This window comes from Streptomyces sp. NBC_00443 (assembly GCF_036014175.1).
In the GTDB taxonomy this organism is placed as follows: Bacteria; Actinomycetota; Actinomycetes; order Streptomycetales; family Streptomycetaceae; genus Streptomyces.
Window position 1 is genome coordinate 7,788,345 of the sequence record NZ_CP107917.1, and the last position, 20,247, is coordinate 7,808,591.

The following is a 20,247-nucleotide window of genomic DNA, read 5'->3' on the forward strand; positions in this document are numbered from 1 at the left end:
AGGCCCGGGACGGCCGCCCACTGCGCACCTCGCCGATCTGGAAGGATCCCGGCATGCCCGCATCCCCGAGCACCGCCCGGGCCATCAACGACCGGCTCGCCCTGCGACTGCTCCAGCAGGGCGGCCCGTTGACGGCAGGGCAGTTGAAGCAGCTGACCGGACTGTCCCGGCCGACCGTCGCCGACCTCGTCGAGCGCCTCACCGACGCCGGCCTGATCGCGGTGGTCGGCGAGGCCGGGGAACAGCGGCGCGGGCCGAACGCCAAGCTGTACGGCATCGTCGCCGACCGCGCCCATCTGGCGGCGCTGGACGTGCGTACCGAGGGCGTCTCCGTCGTCGTCTGCGACCTGGTCGGGGCCGTGCTCGCCGAGGCGTCGGTGCCGATCGGCGGCGACATGGGGACCGGGCCCGCGGTGGAGCAGGCCGTGGCGCTGGTGGAGCGGGTCGCCAAGGAGGCGGGCGCGGACCGGCTCCATACGGTCGGGATAGGCGCCCCGGGCCTGATCGACCCGGCGACCGGTGAGCTGCGTGACTCCACGGGCCTGCCCGAATGGCACCGCCGCCTGGTGGCAGCCCTCCAGGAACGGCTCCCCGAAGCGCGCGTCAGCGTCGAGAACGAGACCAACCTCGCCGCCCTCGCGGAACAGCGCGACGGAGTGGCCCGGGACCGGGACACCTTCGTCCTGCTGTGGCTCGGTCACGGCACCGGCGCGGCCGTGGTCCTTGACGGCGCGCTGCGCCGCGGCGCCTCCGGCGGCACCGGCGAGATCGGGTTCCTGCCGGTACCGGGGACGCCGGGGCCGCCGTCGGCGGTGGACTGCGAGGGCGGCTTCCACTCACTGGCGGGGTCGGCGGCGATCGTGGAGCTGGCGGGGGCGTACGGGGTGAGCGCCGAGGGGGCATCCGTGCACGAGCCTGCGGCGGCGGGGGTGGTGAGGGCAGCGGTGGCACCGGTCGGCGGGCACGCTTCCGGCAGTTCCGACCGCTTCCTCGACGCCCTGGCCGACCGCCTCGCCCTCGGCGTGGCCTCCGTCGTCGCGATCCTCGACCCCGGCTGTGTGGTCCTCGGCGGGGAGGTCGGGCAGGCCGGGGAGAGTCGCTCGCCGGGCGGGTGGAGGAGCGGGTCCGGAGGATGTCGCCCCTGGCCACGCTGGTGCGACCCAGCAGCCTGGGCGGCGGCGCGGTCCTGCGCGGAGCGCTGCTCACGGCGCGGGGCGCCGCCCAGGACGACCTGTTCGCACCGCCGGAGCGCTGACCTGCCGGGGCTGTACGGGGCTGTACGGGGCCGTTCCAGGTGTCGGCCCTTCCAGCCCTCGCCGACGGCCGCCGCCCCGCGCCGCCGACGGTCGGGGCAGCACCGAGGCCGCACCGATCTGCGTCGGCCTCCTTCGGATCGCTGATGGGGCCCGGCCTCCTCCAAATCGCCGATCGGGGCCGGCCTCCTTCGGATCGCCGATGGGGCCCGGCCCCCTCCAAATCGCCGGTCAGGGCCGGCCCTCGCCGGATCGCCGATCAGCACGCGCTGCCCCCTCCGGGACGGTCATCAGGCCCTCCGCCGCCCCGGGCTCACTCCCGCCGGACGCGAGGCCCCTCCCCGGCAGCGTCGCCCCGACGTACCGGTGCATCCGAATCCACCTTGCTGAAGCCCAGGTCAGGCGCCCGCCAGGCCAGGCGAGCCGCGCTCAGAGCCCCCGCCCGCCCCCGAACCGCCGCCCCAGATACTCCTCGAACGTCCCCTTCCCCACCGCATGCCCCGGCGCCAGATGGCCGCCCGAGCGGAACCCCTCGTACCCCTTGCCCCGCAGCGGCAGGCTCACCACCGCCCGCTTCCGGCCCGTGGCCTGCAGATACGCCCGGGCCAGTGAGTCGAAGGTCCGCACCTCGGGGCCGCCCATGTCCTCGACCCGCCCGGCCGGGGCGGCGATGGCCAGTTCGGCGAGGCGGTCCGCGACCTCCGCGACCTCGACGGGCTGGTCCTTCACGCGGGCCGGCAGCAGCAGGACGGGCAGCTTCGACAGCATGCCGAGCACCCTCACCAGCAGGTCGTGGAACTGGGTCGCGCGCAGCACGGTCCAGTCGAGGCCCGACTCCTCGATCAACTTCTCCACGGCGAGCTTGGACTTGTAGTAGCCGTACGGCACCCGGTCGACGCCCACGATCGAGATGTAGACCAGGTGCCCCACCCCGGCCCTGCGTGCCGCCGCGATCAGATGCGCCGCCGCCTTCTCGTCGCCGCCGCCCGGCGAGCTCGCGCAGTGCACGACCGTGTCCACGCCCTCCAGCGCCACGTCCAGGCCGGGGCCGCCCTTGCGAAGATCGACGGCGTACGGCTGGGCGTGCCTGCTGAGCACCCGCACGTCGTGCCCGTCGGCGCGCAGCCGTTCGCTGACGAGCCGGCCGAGTGTTCCGGTACCGCCGGTCACCAGGATCGTGGTCATGCTGTTGGTCCCTCCGGACGCCGGGCGTTCCCGGGTGGAACGCCCCTCGTCAGCTGGGACCGAGTACCCCGCCTGAAATGTGACAGCACCGGACGTGCCCCTGAGGCGACCCTGCTACGCCCGCGCCAGCTGACGGCGTACGAAGTCCAGCTTGTCCGGGTTCACCATGGCCCACGCGTGCGCGATCAGCCCGTCCCGCAGCTCGAAGGCCACCACCGTGAGCAGCGTGTCGCCCTCCCAGACGGCCAGCGCGGTCGAGCCGTTGATCTCGACCGCTGTGAAGTCCACGCCGGCCAGAAACGTCCGCGTCGCACCCGCCAGGAAGCGGAACACCTTGTCCCGGCCCTCGATCGGCCGCCGGGCCGCCGAGACCTTGCCGCCGCCGTCGCTCGACCAGACGACATCGGCCGCGAGGAGCTTCTCCAGTCCACCGAGGTCCCCGTCGCGGGCCGCTGTGAGGAACGACCTGACCAGTTCCTCCTGCCGCTCGGGAGTCGACTCGAACCGCGACCGCTCCTCACCCACCCGCTGCACCGCCCGCTGGTACAGCTGCCGGCAGTTGGCCTCGGTCAGCTCAAGCGCCTCGGCGATCTCCCGGTGGCCGTATGCGAACGCCTCGCGCAGCACGTACACGGCCCGCTCGGTCGGGGTGAGCCGCTCCAGCAGCACCAGCATCGCCATGGACACGGCGTCCCGCTGCTCGGCGGACTCCAGGGGCCCGAGCGTGCCGTCCGAGGTGACCACCGGCTCGGGCAGCCAGGGTCCGACGTACTGCTCGCGCTGGGCCCTCGCCGAGGTCAGCCGGGTGAGACAGAGGTTCGTGACGACCTTGGCGAGCCAGGCCCCCGGATACTCGATCACATCGCGGTCGGCACCGCTGAAGCGCAGGTACGCGTCCTGGACGGTGTCCTCGGCCTCGTCGGCGGAGCCCAGGATGCGATAGGCCAGGCCGAACAGCCGGGGGCGGTGGGTCTCGAACTCGTCGGCGGTGGCGGTCGTCATGCCCCTTACCCTGCCAGAGCCTCCGGCGGCACTCGTTGGGAGACCCGGCGGCGGGCAAGGGCCGTCGTCACCGCCGCCGGGCCGTCTGCGCGGGGTCAGCAGACTCCGAGGTCCTGCCACACACCCCAGTCACCGGTGGTGCCGGGCTCCTCGCCCTTGGTCCACCACTTGGCCTTCCACGAGTGCCCCTTGTGGGACACCGTGCTGCCTCCGCCGTACTCCGATGTGGCGTTCCAGACGGGGCCCGTGCACTCTCCACCGGAAGAGGTCGGAGTGGGGGACGGGGTTCCCGGCCCCGGCTGCACGACGGTCGTCCCGCGTGCCAGGTCCCCGGCCAGCGCGTAGGTCTTCCCGCCGAAGGTCACCGTCCAGTTCGACGGTGTGGACACCGGCAGGTAGAACACGAAGTCCAGCTCCGCCGATGCTCCCGGCGCCAGCGTCTGCCAGCCAGGCAGCTTCAGCGAGACCCGGTGGTGGTCGCCCTTCAGCCCGCCGACGTTGCTCCCCGTGTGGTCACTGCGGATCACCGAAGTCCCCCAGCCCGACTGGTCCTTGGCGTTCGCGGGCGCCGAGGTGCCGTAGTCGAACTGGAACTCCGTACCGCCGGGCAGCGGCGCCGTCGAGTTGTTGGTGATCCTCAGCTTGGGGCTGATGGGGTAGTTGGAGTCACCGAGCGGGAACTGCCCGAAGTCGACGTCGATGTCCAGCGCCTCGGCCGGAAGGTCGATCGTCGACCGCTTCGCGCCGTACGGGGAGGCCGACTTGAACTTCTCGTACATCGCGGAGGTCAGGGCCGGCCCCGGCTCGTACTGGCCCTTGCCCGCGTTCCAGCCGTAGTCCCCGGCCAGCTCCCACACCATCGTGCCGCCGATGCCATGGTCGACGACGTAGTCAGCCTTGGCGTTCACCGACTGCTCGTCCTCGGTGGACAGGACGGCCTTGTGAGGTGGGTGACCTTGTCCCACGGGATGTCGGAGGCGAGATAGGCGGGTGTGCCGTCCCTGCCGGTGCGCCAGCCGGTGAAGTAGCCGATCACCCCGCGCTGGTGGTCGGCGCCCATCTTCTCCCGGCCGGCCGTGTCGTAGACCGAGCAGTACGGGACGTCGACGCCGGGCGTCCGGTAGAGGCCGTCGGGGCGGCAGGAGTCGTTGTCGGCGGCGTGCGAGACGGTCGCCGGGAGTCCGGCGAGAGCCAGGCCGGCGACCGTGCCGACGGCGGCGAGCAGGGCGGGTCTCGTCCGGTTGCGTGAAAGGGACAGCAAGTCGGTTCCTCTCCACGGAAGTTGCGCAGACCCTAGAGAGGACTAGACCAGTCAGTCAATAGGTATGGACCAATAGGTGACGGGTCCGTGAGTAAGGCTGAATCCCGGCGCCGCCTCCGGACGGAGAAGTCCAGCCAAGCAGCCTGTGAGCCACCCCACAGAGTTCGCCTGTATGGACGCCGATCAGGCGTGGCACACTGGCTCTGTACCAGTAGCAGCGCACTCCGGGGTCGGTGAAAGTCCGAACCGGCGGTTACAGTCCGCGACCCGGTCGCCTCCAGCGGCCGGTTGACCAGGTGAAATTCCTGGACCGACGGTTAAAGTCCGGATGGGAGGCAGTGCGCGGCGGGCGGGCATTCGTGCGCGCCGCCGTACCGGTTCGTCCTTGAGGCGAGCCCTGTCCGGCGTCGCCCTCGGTGTCTCTGCTCGTACATTCTGTCGTCATCGACAGCCCCGGAGTCCGTGCCCCGATGTGGCAGGAGGACCCGGGAAGTGTTCACCGGAATCGTCGAAGAGCTGGGCCAGGTCACGGCCGTCGAAACCCTCGACGACGCCTGTCGCTTCCGACTGCGTGGCCCCGTCGTCACCGAAGGCGCGAAGCACGGCGACTCCATCGCCGTCAACGGCGTATGCCTCACGGTCGTCGACCACGAGGACGACGAGTTCACCGCCGACGTCATGGCCGAGACCCTCAACCGCTCCAGCCTGGGTGTCCTCACCGTCGGCTCCCGCGTCAACCTCGAACGCCCTACCGCCGTGGGATCCCGCCTCGGCGGCCACATCGTGCAGGGCCACGTCGACGGCACCGCCGAGGTGCTGGACCGCAAGCCCTCCGAGAACTGGGAGATCGTGAAGATCTCGCTCCCCGCCGAGCTCTCCCGGTACGTCGTCGAGAAGGGCTCCATCACCGTCGACGGCATCAGCCTCACCGTCGTCGACGCCGGACCCGACTACTTCACCGTCAGCCTCATCCCCACCACCCTCGACCTGACCACGCTCGGCCTCAAGCAGCCCGGCGACCCGGTCAACCTCGAGGTCGACGTGATCGCCAAGTACGTCGAGCGGATGCTGGGCGATCGGGTCTCCTCCGAGCGGGTCTCCCCCGAGCGGGTCTCCGCCGACCGGGTCTCCTCCGAAGGGGCGACGGCTCAGTGAACTCGCTGAACTCCGAGGCCTTCGCCCTCTTCGGCCAGCACATCCTCTGGTCGGACATGGTCGGCAACCTCTTCGGTCTGGCCGCCCTCGCCCTCGGCTGGCGGCGCTCCATCTGGACCTGGCCCGTGCAGTTCCTGGCCGGCCTGATCCTCTTCGGCGCCTTCTACGGCCACCTCACCGGCAGCGCCGGCAAGCAGGCCGTCGTCATGCTCGTCGCCCTGTTCGGCTGGTGGCAGTGGCAGCGCGGCAAGGGGCAGGGCGAGGACGGCCACATCGCCGTACGGTTCGCCACCTGGCGCGAGCGCGGGGCGATGGTCGCCGCGGCCGCCGCCGGCACCGTCGCCGTGGCGCTGCTCTTCAAGGCGTACCCGACCCTGTCCTGGGACCCCTGGCCCGACGCCTACATATTCGTCGGCACCATCGTCGCCATGTACGCGCAGGCGCGCGGCATGGTCGAGTTCTGGTTCGCCTGGCTGCTCGTCGACCTGGTCGGCGTGCCCCTGAACTTCGCCAACGGCTACGCCTTCTCCGGCTTCGTCTACGTCATCTACGGCGCACTCGTCCTGTGGGGCATGCGCGACTGGTGGCTGCGCTCCCGCACGGACGCGCGGCCCGTCATGGAAGGAGCGCCGGCATGACCACGGCACCGACCCTGTACCGCACCGAGGACATCGAGGACCTCACGCTCGACCGCGTCGAGCAGGCCATCGCCGACATCGCGGCCGGCCGCCCGGTCGTGGTCGTCGACGACGAGGACCGGGAGAACGAGGGCGACCTCGTCATCGCCGCCGAGTACGCGACCCCCGAGATCGTCGCCTTCATGATGAGCGAGTGCCGCGGCCTGATCTGCGCCCCCATGGAGCCCGAGGAGCTGGACCGGCTGGGGCTGCCGCAGATGGTCGAGGACAACACCGAGTCGATGAAGACCGCGTTCACGGTCTCCGTGGACGCCTCTGGCGCGCACGGCGTGACCACGGGCATCTCGGCCTCCGACCGGTCGACCACGCTGCAGCTGCTCGCGAGCGGCAAGGCGGAGCCGTCGGACCTCGTCCGCCCCGGCCACATCTTCCCGCTGCGTGCCAGGCCCGGCGGCGTCCTCGTCCGCAACGGCCACACCGAGGCCGCCGTCGACCTCGCCCGGCTCGCGGGGTTGCGCCCGGCCGGCGCCATCGTCGAGATCGCCGGCGAGGACGGCGAGATGCTGCGGCTGCCCGAGCTGATCCCGTTCGCCCGCAAGCACGGCCTGACGATCATCTCCATCGAGGACCTCATCGCCCACCTCCGTGGCGCCGAGCTGCCGAAGCCGGCCGAGCACGCGCCGGCCCGGGCCGAGCAGCGGCCGACCCGCTCCGAGCGGCCGGTTCCGGCCGAGCCCACCGTCCGCCGCGAGGCCGAGGTCCACCTGCCCACCGCCCACGGCACCTTCACGGCGTACGGCTACCGCTCCACCGTCGACGGCGTCGAGCACGTCGCCCTCGTCCACGGCGAGATCGGCGACGGCGAGGACGTCGTCGTCCGCGTCCATTCCGAATGCCTCACCGGCGACGTCTTCCACTCCCTGCGCTGCGACTGCGGCCCCCAGCTGGAGGCGGCCCTGGAGCGTATCCAGGTAGAGGGCCGGGGCATCGTCGTCTACCTGCGCGGACACGAGGGCCGGGGCATCGGCCTGATGTCCAAGCTGCGCGCCTACGAACTCCAGGAGCGCGGCCGCGACACCCTCGACGCCAACCTCGAACTCGGCCTGCCCGCCGACGCCCGCGACTACGGAGCCGGCGCGCAGATCCTGGCCGACCTCGGCGTGCGCAGCGTGCGCCTGCTGACCAACAACCCCGACAAGTCCGACGCGCTCCTCGGCCACGGCCTCAAGGTCGCCGAGCGGGAGCCGATGCCCGTACAGGCGGGCGAGCACAACCTGACGTACCTGCGCACCAAGCGCGACCGGATGGGGCACGACCTGCCCTGGCTGGACCCGGCACCCGTGGACCCCCTGACCACCTGCACCAACCAGTAAGAGCACACCGAGGAGACTTGAGAACGTGAGCGGCAAGGGCGCACCCGAACTGTCCGTACGCAATGTGGGCGACCTGCGCGTCGCGGTCATCGCGGCGCAGTGGCACGAGAAGGTGATGGACGGTCTGGTGGACGGCGCCCTGCGCGCCCTGCACGACCTGGGCATCGACGAGCCGACCCTGCTGAGGGTCCCCGGCAGCTGGGAACTCCCGGTGGTCGCCAAGGTCCTCGCGGGCCGCGGCTACGACGCGATCGTCGCCCTCGGCGTCGTCATCCGCGGCGGCACCCCCCACTTCGAGTACGTGTGCCAGGGCGTGACCCAGGGCCTGACGCAGGTGTCCGTCGAGACCGGCGTCCCGATCGGCTTCGGCGTGCTGACCTGCGACACCGAGGAACAGGCCCTGGACCGTGCGGGCATCGAGGGCTCCAACGAGGACAAGGGACACGAGGCGGTGACGGCGGCCGTGGCGACGGCGGCGACCCTCCGCTCAGTATCTGAACCCTGGCACTGACGAAAGGCGCATGTGGCATAGGCTGAGCGTCACCATGTCCAATAAGACGTTCGAGGAGCTCTTCACCGAGCTCCAGCACAAGGCCGCCCACGGCGACCCCGCCACTTCCCGCACCGCCGAGCTGGTCGGCAAGGGCGTCCATGCCATCGGCAAGAAGGTCGTCGAAGAGGCCGCCGAGGTCTGGATGGCCGCCGAGTACGAGGGCAAGGAAGCGGCAGCCGAGGAGATCTCGCAGCTGCTGTACCACGTCCAGGTGATGATGGTCGCCCGCGGCATCTCGCTGGACGACGTCTACGCCCACCTCTGAGCACCCCCGCACACCGCAAGAGCGAACGAAGGAAGCCGACCTCATGCTGCGCATCGCCGTCCCCAACAAGGGTTCCCTGTCCGGACCTGCGGCGGAGATGCTGCATGAGGCCGGCTACCAGCAGCGCCGCGAGTCCAAGGAACTGCGGATCGTCGACCCGGTGAACGAGGTCGAGTTCTTCTACCTGCGCCCGCGGGACATCGCGATCTACGTGTCCTCCGGCAAGCTCGACATCGGCATCACCGGCCGCGACCTGCTGATCGACTCCGACGCGGACGCCGAGGAGATCCTGCCGCTCGGCTTCGCCCGCTCCACCTTCCGCTTCGCCGCCAAGCCGGGCACGGCCGACGGCATCGAGGACCTCAAGGGCAGGACGGTCGCCACCTCGTACGAGGGCATCGTCGCCGGCCACCTGGCCGAGCAGGGCATCGACGCCTCCGTCGTCCACCTCGACGGCGCTGTCGAGACCGCCATCGAACTCGGTGTCGCCGAGGTCATCGCCGACGTCGTCGAGACCGGCACCTCCCTGCGCAACGCGGGCCTGGAGGTCTTCGGCGAGCCCATCATGAAGTCCGAGGCCGTCGTCATCCGCCGCACCGGCGCGGACGCCGAGGAGTCCAAGGTGCAGCAGTTCCTGCGCCGCCTGCAGGGCGTCCTGGTAGCGCGGACGTACGTGATGATGGATTACGACTGCCGCGTCGAGCAGCTCGAGAAGGCCGTCGCCCTCACGCCGGGCCTGGAGTCGCCGACCGTGTCTCCGCTGCACAACGAGGGCTGGGTCGCCGTCCGGGCGATGGTCCCGGCCAAGGAGGCCCAGCGGATCATGGACGACTTGTACGACATCGGGGCGCGGGCCATCCTGACGACGGCCATCCACGCCTGCCGCCTCTGAGCCGAGGGGCCCTGCACCGATGTCTTCCGAACTTCCCACCCTGCCCGTCACGTTCCGGCCGGGTCGCACCCGGGCCGTCCTGCTCACCGCCGGCACCGCGATCTTCGTCGTCATCACGGCGGTCGCGCTGCTGCTGGAGAAGCTCGGCCCGGGGGAGCGGCTCAGCTTCGTCTTCACCGGCGCGCTGATGTTCGGCGTGCTGGCCATGCTGGCGCGCGTGAAGGTCGTCGCCGACGAGTCCGGTGTCACCGTGGTGAACATCGCCACCAGGCGCCGCCTGGAGTGGGCCGAGATCGTCCAGGTGAACCTGCGACCCGGCGACCCCTGGGTGTTCCTCAACCTCAGCGACGGCACCAGCCTGCCCGCGCTCGGCATCCAGCCGGGCATCGCCAAGCAGCGCGCCATCGCCGACGCACGCACCCTGCGGGCGCTCGCCGAGGCCCGCTCCATCAGGGACACCGAGGAGCATCAGGGCTGAGGCAGACCCCAAGGGGCTGACTCGGGGGCATTCACCCTGCCGTAAATCGCGATGTCTTGATTAATCTGTTGGCGGAGGCGTTTTTGTGACGCCTCCGCCTTTGATGGTCCAACCGGCCTTCAGAGGTCCCTGCTACCCGAGGAGTGATTCCCTCCAGCGATGGACGGATCGTCCTGTAGTACCTGCGCCGCCCCCTCCCGACATACCGGGGCGGCGGCATCATGAGCATCCCCTTGCTGCTTCTCGCAGCCGCGTTCCTCCTGATTCTCGCCAACGGCTTCTTCGTGGCCGCCGAGTTCGGCCTGGTCACGGTCGAGGCGACGGACGCCGAGAAGGCCGCCGCGGAAGGCGACCGACGGGCCCACCGGGTCGTCGAGTCGCTCAAGGAACTGTCCTTCCAGCTCTCCGGCACCCAGCTCGGCATCACCATCACCTCCCTGGTCGTCGGGATGCTCGCCGAACCGGCGCTCGCGGAGCTGCTGGGCGGCCCCTTCACCGCGATCGGCATCCCCGAGGGCGCGGTGTCCGGTGTGGCCGTGGTCGTCGGCATGCTGCTGGCCTCGGCCGTGCAGATGGTGATCGGCGAGCTCGTGCCCAAGAACTGGGCGGTGTCCCGGCCGATGCAGGTCGCGCGCTTCGTCGCCGGCCCGCAGCACGCCTTCGCAACCCTGTTCCGCCCGGTGATCGCCGGCCTGAACTCCGTCGCCAACCGTCTCGTCCGCGCGCTCGGCATCGAGCCCGCCGAGGAGCTGGCCTCCGCCCGCACGCCGGGCGAGCTGGTCTCCCTGGCCCGGCACTCCGCCCGGGCCGGCGCCCTGGAGCAGGACACCGCCGACCTCTTCGTCCGTACCCTGTCGCTCGCCGAACTCACCGCGCAGCACGTCATGACCCCGCGCGTGAAGGTCAGCGCGCTGCAGTCGTCGGCGACCGCCGAGGACGTGGTGAACCTGACCCGCGCCACCGGTCTGTCGCGCTTCCCGGTCTACCGGGAGAAGATCGACGAGATCGTCGGAATGGTCCATCTGAAGGACGCACTGGCGATCCGTTCGAGTGATCGTCTGCGCACGCCGGTCGGCCGCATCGCCCGCCCGGCGCTGCTGGTCCCCGAGACCCTCCCGGTCCAGCCCCTCCTCGCCCAGCTGCGCAGCGAGCAGCCCATCGCGGTCGTCGTCGACGAGTACGGCGGCACGGCCGGGGTGGTCACGCTGGAGGACATCGTCGAGGAGATCGTCGGCGAGGTCCGCGACGAGCACGACGACGTGCTCAACGAACCGCCCGAACTCGCCGCCGCCCCGCCGGAGGACGGCCGCCCCGCCTGGGACGCCGACGGCAGCTGCCGCGTCGACATCCTCCTGCGCATAGGACTCGACGTGCCCGAGGGGCCGTACGAGACCGTCGCCGGACTGGTCGCCGACCTGCTCGGCCGGATCCCGGCCGTCGGTGACAAGGCGGAGCTGCCCGGCTGGCGGCTGTCGGTGCGCCGGGTCGGCCACTACCGCGCCGAGCGCGTCCGGCTGGTCCGGACCGGTGCCGTGGTGGAGGTCGCCCGATGAGCGTGCTCCAACTCCTCTTCGCCGCGCTGCTCGTGCTCGCCAACGGATTCTTCGTCGGCGCCGAGTTCGCCCTCGTCTCGGTCCGCCGCAGCCAGATCGAACCGCTGGGCACGGCACGGGCCCGTCAGGTGCTGTACGGCCTGGAGCGGCTGCCGCAGATGATGGCGGCGGCGCAGTTCGGCATCACCGTCTGCTCACTGACGCTGGGCGCGGTCGCCGAACCGACGGTGGCGCACCTGCTGACGCCGGTATTCGAATGGATCCACCTGCCGCACGGCCTGATCCATCCGCTCACCTATGTCATCGCGCTCGCCGCGGTGGTCTTCTGCCACCTGGTCATCGGCGAGATGCTGCCGAAGAACCTGGCGATGGCGGCGCCGGAGAAGGTCGCGCTGTGGCTCAGCCCCGGCCTGGTCTGGTTCGCCCGCTTCTGCAAGCCGATCACCGTGGCCCTCGGCGCCGTGTCCCATGCCATCCTGCGGCTCTTCCGCGTCGAGCCCAAGGACGAGGTCGAGGCGGTGTTCACGAGCGAGCAGCTCAACCGGCTCGTCGAGGACTCCGGCCAGGCGGGCCTGCTCGCCCCCGAGGAGCAGGAACGTTTGGAGGACGCCCTGGAGCTGGGTTCCCGCCCGGTGACGGACGTCCTGCTCAAGCGTGAGTCCCTGGTGACCGTCAGCCCGGCGGTCACCCCCGGCCAGATCGTCGCGCTCACCGCCCGCACCGGGTACTCCCGCTTCCCGGTCGCGGCGGAGAACGGCGCCTTCATGGGCTACCTGCACGTGAAGGACGTACTCGACCTGGAGGAGTCGCAACGCGCGGTGCCGCAGCAGGTGTGGCACCCGATGACGACACTGCGCTCCGAGCTGCCCCTGGACGACGCCCTCACGGTCATGCGCCGCGCCGCCACGCACCTCGCCCAGGTGGCCGACGCGTCCGGCAAGGTGCTGGGGCTCGTCGCGCTGGAGGACGTACTGGAACTCCTGGTCGGCGAGGTGCGCGACCCCGCGCACCGGGAGCTGCCGGAGGTGCGGGTGACCGCGCCGCGGGTGAACACCGGGGAGCCGGAAGAGGCAATGGCCGGCTGATCGCGCACCGGCTCGCGGGATCCGTCACATGGCCGACGGATCCTGCGGGCCCCTTCCCGACAGCACCTCACCGTAGGCCTGCATCAGATCCGGCAACCGCAGCGTCGACAAGTCGTCCCTCGTCAACGCCCCCGGATAGGTCGACAAGCGCAGATCCCGGTACGCACAGCTTTTCTCGTACAGCGTCCGCAGGAACCGCCCGTTGCCCAGCTCGTCGATCCACCCCTGATCGACCACGTGCCCGGCGATGGACCTCAGCTCGTCCAGCGCCTCCTCGTCCCACACGTCCCCGTTCTCCGCGGCGAGCACCTCGCCGATCGAGGTCAGTTCGAGGGGGCGGTACGAGGGGAAGTCGACGCGGCTCGTGAAGCGCGAGGACAGACCGGGGTTCGCGGCCAGCAGCCGGTCCATGCCCTCGGGATAGCCGGCGAGGATCACCACCAGGTGGTCCCGGTTGTCCTCGGCCCGCTTCAGCAGCACCTGGAGGGCCTCGTCGCCGTACGCGTCGCCCTTGCCGTAGCCGGAGTTGGACAGGGAGTAGGCCTCGTCGACGAAGAGGACCCCGCCGAGCGCGGAGTCGATGAGTTCGTTGGCCTTCACGGCTGTCTGGCCCAGATACTCGCCGACCAGATCGGCGCGCTGGGCCTCCACGAGATGGTCGCCGCCGAGGAGCCCGAGGGCGTAGAAGACGCGGCCCAGAATGCGGGCGACCGTGGTCTTGCCGGTGCCGGAGGGGCCGGAGAAGACGAAGTGCCGTTTGGGCGGCTGCACCGGCAGGCCCTGCCCGGTGCGCAGCCGGGCCCGGTTCAACTGGGCGGACAGCGCCGTGACCTGGCGCTTCACGGGCTCCAGCCCGACCATGCGCTCGAGCTCGGCGAGCGCCTCCTCGAGTAACTGGGGGTCGGTGGGCCCGGCGGGCAGCTGATGCGCCGGTACGGACGTCTTCTCACGCACCGCCGGGTCGACCACCGACGGCAGCGGACCCGTCGGCGGCAGATCGGGGTCCGACAGCTTCAGGTCCCGTCCCTCCATGCCGAACAGCGGGTCGAGTCCGTCGCCCAGGTCCTGCCCGATCCCGGTGAGGGTGATCGCCGCGAGGTCGGCCGCGTCGTCGTATCCGTCGCCCTCGGCGATGGCCGCGAGCCGGGCCGAAGTGTCCATGAAGGCGGGGTCGACGCGGTGCACGGCACGGTAGAGCGGCAGGGCCGCGGCGGACCGGCCCGTGCCCTCGTGCGCCCGGGCCAGCCAGTACCGAAGTTCCTTGCGCTGCGGCTGCTCACTGCGGCACCGCATCAGCGCGGCCGACAGCAGCGGCTCGGCCTGCCCGTACATCTCCAGCCGGACCCGCGCCATGCCGCCGAACAGGCCCGCCTCGATACCGAGCATCGTGTCGTCGAGCAGCGGATCGGTGTGCCGGACGAGCTGGTCCCAGTCCTTGACCAGATAGGCGCGGCAGGCGTGCAGGAAGCGGACCTGGTGATCGGTGTCCACGGGCGGGAGCCCGGCCAGTGCCCGGTCCAGCTCCGGCACGTGCCGGCCGTCCAGCCAGTGCGAGGCGTGCGCCAGCAGCAGATCGCGCGGGCTCTCCAGCACCGGCTGCACCCACCAGCCCAGCCAGTACCAGGAGTTGATGGTCCGCCGATGCCGCGCGCGCTGTTCCCCGAAGCGGTCCCGGTGCCGGAACATCCGCAGCAGCGCGGTCGTCGTGTCGACGCGCAGCGCGTGCAGGCCGAGCCAGCCGTCGGCCATCTGGGGATCGATCCGTACCGCGGTGCGGAACTCCTCCTCCGCCTGCGGATAGGCCCCCATCGTGTAGGCATCCACGCCTCGCAGCCAGGCGAGGTCGGCCGGAGCCTCGAGGCCCCGCGTGCCGAAGTCCATCACGTCCCCCACAAACCGTGCCCCCGTCGGTTGGCCGACCGCTCGTCCGTCGGCCGCCGTGGTCGAACCGCCGTGCCGCAGACCGGAGTTGCAACGGTGCGCAGAGCAGCCGTCCGTAGGTCGCACCGATGGCATCGTACCTGCGAGGGTGTCGCCCGCCCCAGGGTGCCGCACCGGCCGTTTGTCGAGGTGGGAGCAGATCGGGCGGAGCGCACTCGGTGACCGAGGGTGAGCGAATCGCGCCTCTCGGCGCCCGAAAAGTGGAGTGAGGGCAGAACGAAGCCCCCGATCACGGGGGAACAACCGGGGGCTTCGCGTCTGCGGGCGGCCTCGAATGACCGCACATTCAGAACGTAAGTCCTGTACGGCCCCCGGGTCAAGAAGAGTTGAGGCACTCCGCGAACTCGCCCCGGAGGGCTCTTCACAAGTTCAGCACATTGCCGATGGGTCGTCACCCTGCGTGATGGCGTGGTCCGGTCCATTGGTCTCGGCAGGCCCAGGAATCACCTCATATCCCTTCCCGCACTGCCGGACCAGAAGGTCGGCGAAGGGCCTGGACGGGTCCTCGGCGAAGTGCCTTCGCTCCGCCCCGACCCATCCGTCCCAGAACTCCCGCTGCTCCTCCCCGTCCCGCGCGCGGCCCCGCGCCCAGGCCTCCTCGCGCGGCAGTTCCATCCAGAGCAGCTGGGCGAGATACGGGCGCAGGGCGCGGCGGCCGGCGCCGACACCCTCGACGAGCATCACCGGAGCGGGCGGCAGCGCGTGGGGCGGTCCGAAACGCCGGGCCCGCCAGTCGTAGGGCGTGCAGTGGGCGGTCCCGCCCCGCGCGAGCGGTTCGATGACCTGGGTCAGCAACCGCTCGGTCCACTCGAACAGCTCGTCGTGGCTCGCGATGTCGTCGAGGCGCAGCACCGGGGCGTCACCCAGTGCCCGGGCCAACTGCCCGGCGAACGTGGACTTTCCGGAGCCGGCGTGGCCGTCGACGCCGATCAGGCGGACCGGGCCGCAGGACGGGGGGAGCCGGCGGAGCCGGGTGGCGAGGTCGTGAATCGTTTTTCCTGAAGTGAGACGGGGTGGTGGGCATATTTCGTTGGAACATTCTAGTAGTGGGTGAAAGCGGATGCAGTGACGGGATGAGAAAAGGTGTCGCTTTGAACTAGCCGCCGGATGTCCGCAATGCCGCCGAAAAACTCAAGCCGCCACACTGAAATCTGCGTTCCGGTTGAGCCGCACGCTGAGTAGGGTGCCTGGAGTGCAACTGTGAGGCACCGTAACGGGGATGGGCTGGGACAGATGGCCGCGGGGTTATTCGAAGGGCAGTATGTGTGGCATCCGGCGGCCGACGACCGCGTGCTCGCGAGCGTATGCGTCGATGTCCGGGCCGGGCGATATCTGAGCGCCGGCGAGGCCCTGGCCGAAACTCGCGGTGACTTCGCCCTGCGGGCTCATCGCTCCCTCGTGCTCGCCTCGGAGGCCGCCGACTCCGATCTCGTCGAGCGCTGGCTCGCCGAGGAACCCGGCCCCGAGGCGGCGCTGCTGTGGGCGCGGGTGGCGGTGCTGCGGTCGCTGCGCGCGGCCGACGCGCGTGACCCGCGCACCGAGGCGCTGGAGCGGATAGCTCTGGCCGCCTGCGACCGGGCCGCGACGGCGGACCCCGCCGATCCCACGCCCTGGGTGGCCAAGCTGGCCATGGCCCGGCTGCACCGGCTGCGCGACCGGGCGCCGCGCGGGCTGCTCACCGCCCCGCCCGGGCCGTGGCGCCTGTTCGCGCACATCCTCTCCATCGACCCCTGGCACCGCGAGGCCCACCACCGCTTTCTGGCCTGCTTCTTCACCCGGTACGGCGGTTCCGTGACCGCCGCCTGGGACGTCGCCGCCTTCCTCGGCCAGCGGGCGCCCGCCGACTCGCCGCTGCGCCTGCTGCCACTGGTCGCCCTGGTGGAGTGCTACGACCCGACCCAGCTGCTCGCCGACCGTGTCTGGGAGCAGCCGCAGTGGCGTACGACGGCTCTGGCGATCCACCACAACTGGCTGCCCACGGTGACCGACTACTCCTTCACGCCGGTCCTCGACCTGGCCTATCTCGCGCATGCCCTGGTCATGGCCCGGCAGGAGGAGGAGGCACGCGCCGCCTTCACGGCGATGGGGCCGTACGCCTCGCGCATGCCCTGGTCCGCCTTCGGTGGCCCGGCCGAGCAGCTGTCCCGGGCGCGCCGTGCCTGCGGCCTGCCCGTGCCGGGTGCCTGACGGACCGCAACCCCCCACCAAGAGAAAGGTCCGACCGTGTCAGAACGGATAACGGCCCCGCGCGCCCGGGTGCGCGGAGGAGCCGATCCGAGCGCGCTCGACGACGATGCGACCCTGCATGCGATGGGTTATCCGAGGAAACTCACCCGCCGCTTTCAGGCGTTCGACAATTTCGCCATCTCATTCACCATCATCAACATAATCTCGGGAATCTTCTCGGGTTTCGGATTCGGTCTCAACGCGGGCGGTCCCGGCGTTCTCGTCTTCGGCTGGATCGGCGTCTCCGTCATGGTGCTCTTCGTGGGAGCAGCAATGGCGGAAGTCGCCTCCGCCTATCCGACGAGCGGTGCGCTGTATTTCTCCGCCGGAAAGCTCGCCAAACGGCACAAGGGCGCCTGGTCCTGGTACACCGGCTGGCTGAACTTCGTGGGCCAGGTCGGCGGCACGGCCGCCACCGGGTACGCCGCCGCGACCTTCTTCCAGGCGTTCATCGCCCTGCAGTGGCCCTCCTACGAGCCGTCGGGCCACCGGACGGTGCTGATCACAGCGCTGATCATCGTGCTTCAGGGGCTGGCCAACACCTACACCGTGCACCTGGTGGCCGTGCTGAACCGGATCTCCGTGTGGTGGCTGCTGATCGGGCTCGTCGTCATCGTCAGCGCTTTGATCGTCATGCCCGGTCATCATCAGTCGGCTTCGTTCGTCACGCATTTCGCGAACAACACCGGTTTCACGAGCGGCCTTTACGGCGGGATGCTCGGTCTGCTGGTCACGAGCTGGACCTTCACCGGCTTCGACGGCAGCTTCCACATGTCCGAGGAAACCGTCCGGGCGACGGTCAATGCGCCGCGGGGGATCACGCGGGCGATCGCATACTCCGCGATAGCGGGGCTGCTGCTGATGCTCGCATTGGTCTACAGCATTCGTGACTACGACCGTGTGGCGAGCGCCGACGCACCACCCGTGCAGATCCTGATCGACGGGCTCGGAGTGGGCACCGCCAAGCTGCTGCTGCTGATCGTGATCGGCGCGATGCTCTTCTGCGGCCTCGCCAATCTCACCAGCAACACCCGGCAGATCTTCGCCTTCTCCCGGGACGGTGCGATGCCCGGCTCCCGCTGGTGGCACTCGGTCTCGCCGCGCACCCGCACCCCTGTGAAGGCGGTGTGGCTCGCGGTCGCCTGCTCGCTGGCGCTCGTGCTGCCCGGCTGGTGGTCGCACACGGCGTTCACCGCCATCGTCAGCGTCAACGTCGTCGGGCTCTTCCTCGCGTACGCCGTCCCGATCCTGCTCCGGCTGCGCCTCGGTGACGAGTTCCAGCCGGGGCCGTGGCACCTGGGCCGCTGGGGACGGCCGGTCGGGGTGGTCGCGGTGACCTGGATCCTGCTCAGCAGTGTCCTGTTCATGCTGCCGCACGCCTCGCCGGTCACCGCCGACACCTTCAACTACGCACCGGTCGCGCTGGCCGGCGTGCTGGCCGTGGCCACGGTGTGGTGGTTCGCCTCGGCCCGCCGCAGGTTCCACGGCCCGGTCAGCTACGGCCGCCCCGACGAGGTCGCCGCAATGGACCTCGTCTGACGGTGCGTCACCCCGGTCCCGGCGTACGCCGCCGCAGTGGCGTACGCCGGGGCCACCGCTCGTCCGTCCACCCCCGCGCGCCGGGCGGTTGGGGGCAGGCAACCGTCCTCGGTTCATGCCACTGGTCGACACCAATATTGGTGGGGCGCGCCAGGCGCCAAGTGCTGGCAGACGAAGGCGCCCGCGGTCATAGTTGGCGGACAAACGTGCACCGGACCCGCCCGACTCGGACACCTGGGGGTTCTTCCGCCCATGAGCAGAGCCGAACAGCCGTCCCGCAGAATCGTTCTGGCCGCCGCGGTCGCCGCAGCCGTCACCGGCAGCGCGGGCCCCGCGGTCGCCGAAGCCCGCCCCGCGGCCAAGGATCCCGCCGCTGCCCCGGCCCGCACCGTCGACAACCGGGCCTGGACCTCGTACGCCGACTGGCGCAGCGGCGCCGCCCGGGGCACTCGTGCCGTCGCCGGCGCCCGCCCCGGCATCGTGATCGACAAGGCAGCCGGCGCCACCGACTACACGGACCCGCACACCGGCAGGACAGCCCGCTGGGAGTACGCGACCTGGACGTCCCCCGTCCACCGGCTCACCGTCCCCGCGACCGAGGCGATCGCCTCCTGGAACGCACACACCCCCGACGGCAGCTGGCTCCTGATCGAACTGCAGGGGACGTACTCGGACGGCACCGCCACCCCTGGTACGTGCTGGGCCGCTGGGCCGCCGGCGACCAGGACATCCGGCGGACCTCGGTCGACGACCAGAGCGACGGCAGGAGCAGCGTCTGGACGGACACGTTCGCCATCGACGACCCGGCCACCGGGCTGCGCCTGGCCTCCTACCGGCTGCGGCTGACCCTGTACCGCAAGCCCGGCACGAAGATCACCCCCAAGGTCTGGCGGATCGGCGCGATGGGCTCCGACGTCCCCGACCGCTTCACCGTCCCGGCCGCCACGCCCGGCCCCGCCCGGGAGCTGACCGTCCCGCGCTACTCGCAGGAGACCCACGTCGGCCAGTACCCCGAGTACGACAACGGCGGCGAGGCCTGGTGCAGCCCCACCTCGTCGCAGATGATCATCGAATTCTGGGGTGGCCGGCTCACCCAGGAGCAGCTGGCCTGGGTCGACCCGGCGTTCGCCGACCCGCAGGTCTGCCACGCGGCCCGGTTCACGTTCGACTACCAGTACGACGGCTGCGGGAACTGGCCGTTCAACGCCGCCTACGCGGCCACCTTCAAGGACATGCAGGGCCTCGTCACCCGGCTCCGCTCGCTCACCGACCTGGAGCGGCTGATCGCGGCCGGCATCCCGGCCATAACGTCCCAGTCCTTCCTGAAGGGGGAGCTGACCGGGGCCGGGTACGGCACGGCCGGGCATCTGATGACCGTCATCGGCTTCACCGCCGACGGCGACGTGATCGCCAACGACCCGAACTCACCGAGCAACACGGCGGTACGGCGCGTCTACAAGCGGCGCGAGTGGGAGAACATCTGGCTGCGGACCAAGCGGTACAACGCCGACGGCAAGGTCGTGTCCGGCACCGGCGGCGTGTGTTACCTCTACTTCCCGGCGCGTCCGACCCCGAGCCAGCGTGCGGCGCTCGCTGCGGTGGGGGTGCGTTGAGGCGGTTTGCACTGTGAGCAACCTCTCTGCCGCATATGCCGTTCGCGGTGGCAGGGTGGGCGTATGACCGCGCACTCAGCCACCGCCACCCGCGTCCGTACCGGCGGCCCCAAGGAAGACGGCCCGAAGATCCTCGAGCACGTCATGGGCTGGACCCTCGTCGTGGTCGTCGCGATGCTGGTCACGCAGCTCGGCCTGCTGTGACTTGACGCACACAGGCATCTTTGGTTGGACA

Annotated in this window: 17 protein-coding genes, 3 pseudogenes and 1 riboswitch; of the genes and pseudogenes, 14 read left to right on the plus strand and 6 right to left on the minus strand. The window is 70.8% G+C overall.

All coding sequences use genetic code 11. From position 1 onward, the window contains the following. Positions 1–53 precede the first annotated feature (53 nt). Positions 54–1,255 (plus strand): annotated as a pseudogene (locus OHO27_RS35470) (ROK family transcriptional regulator). A 427-nt stretch (positions 1,256–1,682) separates the two neighbouring features. Here OHO27_RS35470 and OHO27_RS35475 read toward each other — a convergent pair. The 4 genes and pseudogenes from OHO27_RS35475 to OHO27_RS43255 all read right to left on the minus strand — a co-directional run bounded on the left by OHO27_RS35475 (position 1,683) and on the right by OHO27_RS43255 (position 4,701). Then, positions 1,683–2,438 (minus strand): SDR family oxidoreductase, encoded by a 756-nt coding sequence (locus OHO27_RS35475; protein ID WP_328429032.1) that lies wholly within the window; start codon positions 2,436–2,438, stop codon positions 1,683–1,685. Positions 2,439–2,552: 114 nt separating this feature from the next. After that, positions 2,553–3,440 carry an RNA polymerase sigma-70 factor gene (locus OHO27_RS35480; RefSeq protein ID WP_328429033.1) on the minus strand — a complete coding sequence of 296 codons (888 nt, stop codon included), beginning with the start codon at positions 3,438–3,440 and terminating at the stop codon, positions 2,553–2,555. A 95-nt stretch (positions 3,441–3,535) separates the two neighbouring features. After that, positions 3,536–4,381, minus strand: a pseudogene (locus OHO27_RS35485) (chitinase C-terminal domain-containing protein); the annotation flags it as partial. Further along, positions 4,345–4,701 carry a hypothetical protein gene (locus OHO27_RS43255; RefSeq protein WP_443059653.1) on the minus strand — a complete coding sequence of 119 codons (357 nt, stop codon included), beginning with the start codon at positions 4,699–4,701 and terminating at the stop codon, positions 4,345–4,347. The pseudogene OHO27_RS35485 and the gene OHO27_RS43255, both read right to left, overlap by 37 nt. A gap of 215 nt (positions 4,702–4,916) precedes the next feature. Further along, a riboswitch (FMN riboswitch) is annotated at positions 4,917–5,047 on the plus strand. A gap of 146 nt (positions 5,048–5,193) precedes the next feature. Here OHO27_RS43255 and OHO27_RS35490 point away from each other — a divergent pair. The 9 genes from OHO27_RS35490 (at position 5,194) to OHO27_RS35530 (ending at position 12,693) form a co-directional block, all read left to right on the plus strand. Then, complete coding sequence (locus OHO27_RS35490; RefSeq protein WP_328429034.1) at positions 5,194–5,856, plus strand: riboflavin synthase; 663 nt, start codon at positions 5,194–5,196, stop codon at positions 5,854–5,856. Next, positions 5,853–6,494 carry a nicotinamide mononucleotide transporter family protein gene (locus tag OHO27_RS35495; protein ID WP_328429035.1) on the plus strand — a complete coding sequence of 214 codons (642 nt, stop codon included), beginning with the start codon at positions 5,853–5,855 and terminating at the stop codon, positions 6,492–6,494. The genes OHO27_RS35490 and OHO27_RS35495 overlap by 4 nt, the downstream gene beginning before the upstream one ends. Beyond that, complete coding sequence (locus OHO27_RS35500; protein ID WP_328429036.1) at positions 6,491–7,867, plus strand: bifunctional 3,4-dihydroxy-2-butanone-4-phosphate synthase/GTP cyclohydrolase II; 1,377 nt, start codon at positions 6,491–6,493, stop codon at positions 7,865–7,867. The genes OHO27_RS35495 and OHO27_RS35500 overlap by 4 nt, the downstream gene beginning before the upstream one ends. 25 nt (positions 7,868–7,892) lie before the next feature. Beyond that, a complete protein-coding gene (gene ribH, locus OHO27_RS35505; RefSeq protein WP_328429037.1) occupies positions 7,893–8,378 on the plus strand; it encodes a 6,7-dimethyl-8-ribityllumazine synthase in 486 nt (161 codons plus the stop codon). A gap of 34 nt (positions 8,379–8,412) precedes the next feature. Continuing rightward, positions 8,413–8,685: a phosphoribosyl-ATP diphosphatase gene (locus OHO27_RS35510; RefSeq protein WP_030946750.1), complete on the plus strand. Its 273-nt coding sequence runs from the start codon at positions 8,413–8,415 to the stop codon at positions 8,683–8,685. A 43-nt stretch (positions 8,686–8,728) separates the two neighbouring features. After that, the gene (gene hisG / locus OHO27_RS35515) at positions 8,729–9,577 is read left to right on the plus strand and encodes an ATP phosphoribosyltransferase (RefSeq protein ID WP_328429038.1); all 849 of its coding nucleotides are present in this window, start codon (positions 8,729–8,731) and stop codon (positions 9,575–9,577) included. A gap of 19 nt (positions 9,578–9,596) precedes the next feature. Then, positions 9,597–10,055 (plus strand): PH domain-containing protein, encoded by a 459-nt coding sequence (locus tag OHO27_RS35520; protein ID WP_328429039.1) that lies wholly within the window; start codon positions 9,597–9,599, stop codon positions 10,053–10,055. Positions 10,056–10,276: 221 nt separating this feature from the next. Continuing rightward, positions 10,277–11,608, plus strand: a complete 1,332-nt coding sequence (locus OHO27_RS35525; RefSeq protein WP_328429040.1) for a hemolysin family protein — start codon at positions 10,277–10,279, stop codon at positions 11,606–11,608. Next, positions 11,605–12,693 carry a hemolysin family protein gene (locus OHO27_RS35530; protein WP_328429041.1) on the plus strand — a complete coding sequence of 363 codons (1,089 nt, stop codon included), beginning with the start codon at positions 11,605–11,607 and terminating at the stop codon, positions 12,691–12,693. The genes OHO27_RS35525 and OHO27_RS35530 overlap by 4 nt, the downstream gene beginning before the upstream one ends. Positions 12,694–12,717: 24 nt before the next feature. Here OHO27_RS35530 and OHO27_RS35535 read toward each other — a convergent pair whose 3' ends face one another. Together OHO27_RS35535 and OHO27_RS35540 are read right to left on the minus strand one after the other, a co-directional pair. Further along, complete coding sequence (locus OHO27_RS35535; protein ID WP_328429042.1) at positions 12,718–14,574, minus strand: AAA family ATPase; 1,857 nt, start codon at positions 14,572–14,574, stop codon at positions 12,718–12,720. A gap of 429 nt (positions 14,575–15,003) precedes the next feature. Then, complete coding sequence (locus OHO27_RS35540) at positions 15,004–15,624, minus strand: uridine kinase family protein (protein ID WP_328430648.1); 621 nt, start codon at positions 15,622–15,624, stop codon at positions 15,004–15,006. 243 nt (positions 15,625–15,867) lie between these two features. On the opposite strand from OHO27_RS35540, the gene OHO27_RS35545 reads away from it, so the two are divergent. From OHO27_RS35545 to OHO27_RS35560, 4 genes and pseudogenes are all read left to right on the plus strand, one after another. After that, positions 15,868–16,821 (plus strand): hypothetical protein, encoded by a 954-nt coding sequence (locus OHO27_RS35545; protein ID WP_328429043.1) that lies wholly within the window; start codon positions 15,868–15,870, stop codon positions 16,819–16,821. 36 nt (positions 16,822–16,857) lie between these two features. After that, positions 16,858–18,399: an amino acid permease gene (locus OHO27_RS35550; protein ID WP_328429044.1), complete on the plus strand. Its 1,542-nt coding sequence runs from the start codon at positions 16,858–16,860 to the stop codon at positions 18,397–18,399. A gap of 252 nt (positions 18,400–18,651) precedes the next feature. After that, positions 18,652–20,012, plus strand: a pseudogene (locus tag OHO27_RS35555) (peptidase C39 family protein). 63 nt (positions 20,013–20,075) lie between these two features. Then, entirely contained in the window at positions 20,076–20,216 is a 141-nt protein-coding gene (locus OHO27_RS35560; RefSeq protein WP_328429045.1) for an SCO1431 family membrane protein, read from the plus strand. Positions 20,217–20,247 lie beyond the last annotated feature (31 nt).

What these genes read in the sequence shown, in the direction of transcription:
- OHO27_RS35475 (WP_328429032.1), bottom strand. Translation starts at nt 2,438, where the DNA reads ATGACCACGATCCTGGTGACCGGCGGTACCGGAACACTCGGCCGGCTC.
- OHO27_RS35480 (WP_328429033.1), bottom strand. Translation starts at nt 3,440, where the DNA reads ATGACGACCGCCACCGCCGACGAGTTCGAGACCCACCGCCCCCGGCTG.
- OHO27_RS35500 (WP_328429036.1), top strand. Translation starts at nt 6,491, where the DNA reads ATGACCACGGCACCGACCCTGTACCGCACCGAGGACATCGAGGACCTC.
- OHO27_RS35510 (WP_030946750.1), top strand. Translation starts at nt 8,413, where the DNA reads ATGTCCAATAAGACGTTCGAGGAGCTCTTCACCGAGCTCCAGCACAAG.
- hisG (WP_328429038.1), top strand. Translation starts at nt 8,729, where the DNA reads ATGCTGCGCATCGCCGTCCCCAACAAGGGTTCCCTGTCCGGACCTGCG.
- OHO27_RS35520 (WP_328429039.1), top strand. Translation starts at nt 9,597, where the DNA reads ATGTCTTCCGAACTTCCCACCCTGCCCGTCACGTTCCGGCCGGGTCGC.
- OHO27_RS35525 (WP_328429040.1), top strand. Translation starts at nt 10,277, where the DNA reads ATGAGCATCCCCTTGCTGCTTCTCGCAGCCGCGTTCCTCCTGATTCTC.
- OHO27_RS35530 (WP_328429041.1), top strand. Translation starts at nt 11,605, where the DNA reads ATGAGCGTGCTCCAACTCCTCTTCGCCGCGCTGCTCGTGCTCGCCAAC.
- OHO27_RS35535 (WP_328429042.1), bottom strand. Translation starts at nt 14,574, where the DNA reads ATGGACTTCGGCACGCGGGGCCTCGAGGCTCCGGCCGACCTCGCCTGG.
- OHO27_RS35545 (WP_328429043.1), top strand. Translation starts at nt 15,868, where the DNA reads ATGGCCGCGGGGTTATTCGAAGGGCAGTATGTGTGGCATCCGGCGGCC.
- OHO27_RS35560 (WP_328429045.1), top strand. Translation starts at nt 20,076, where the DNA reads ATGACCGCGCACTCAGCCACCGCCACCCGCGTCCGTACCGGCGGCCCC.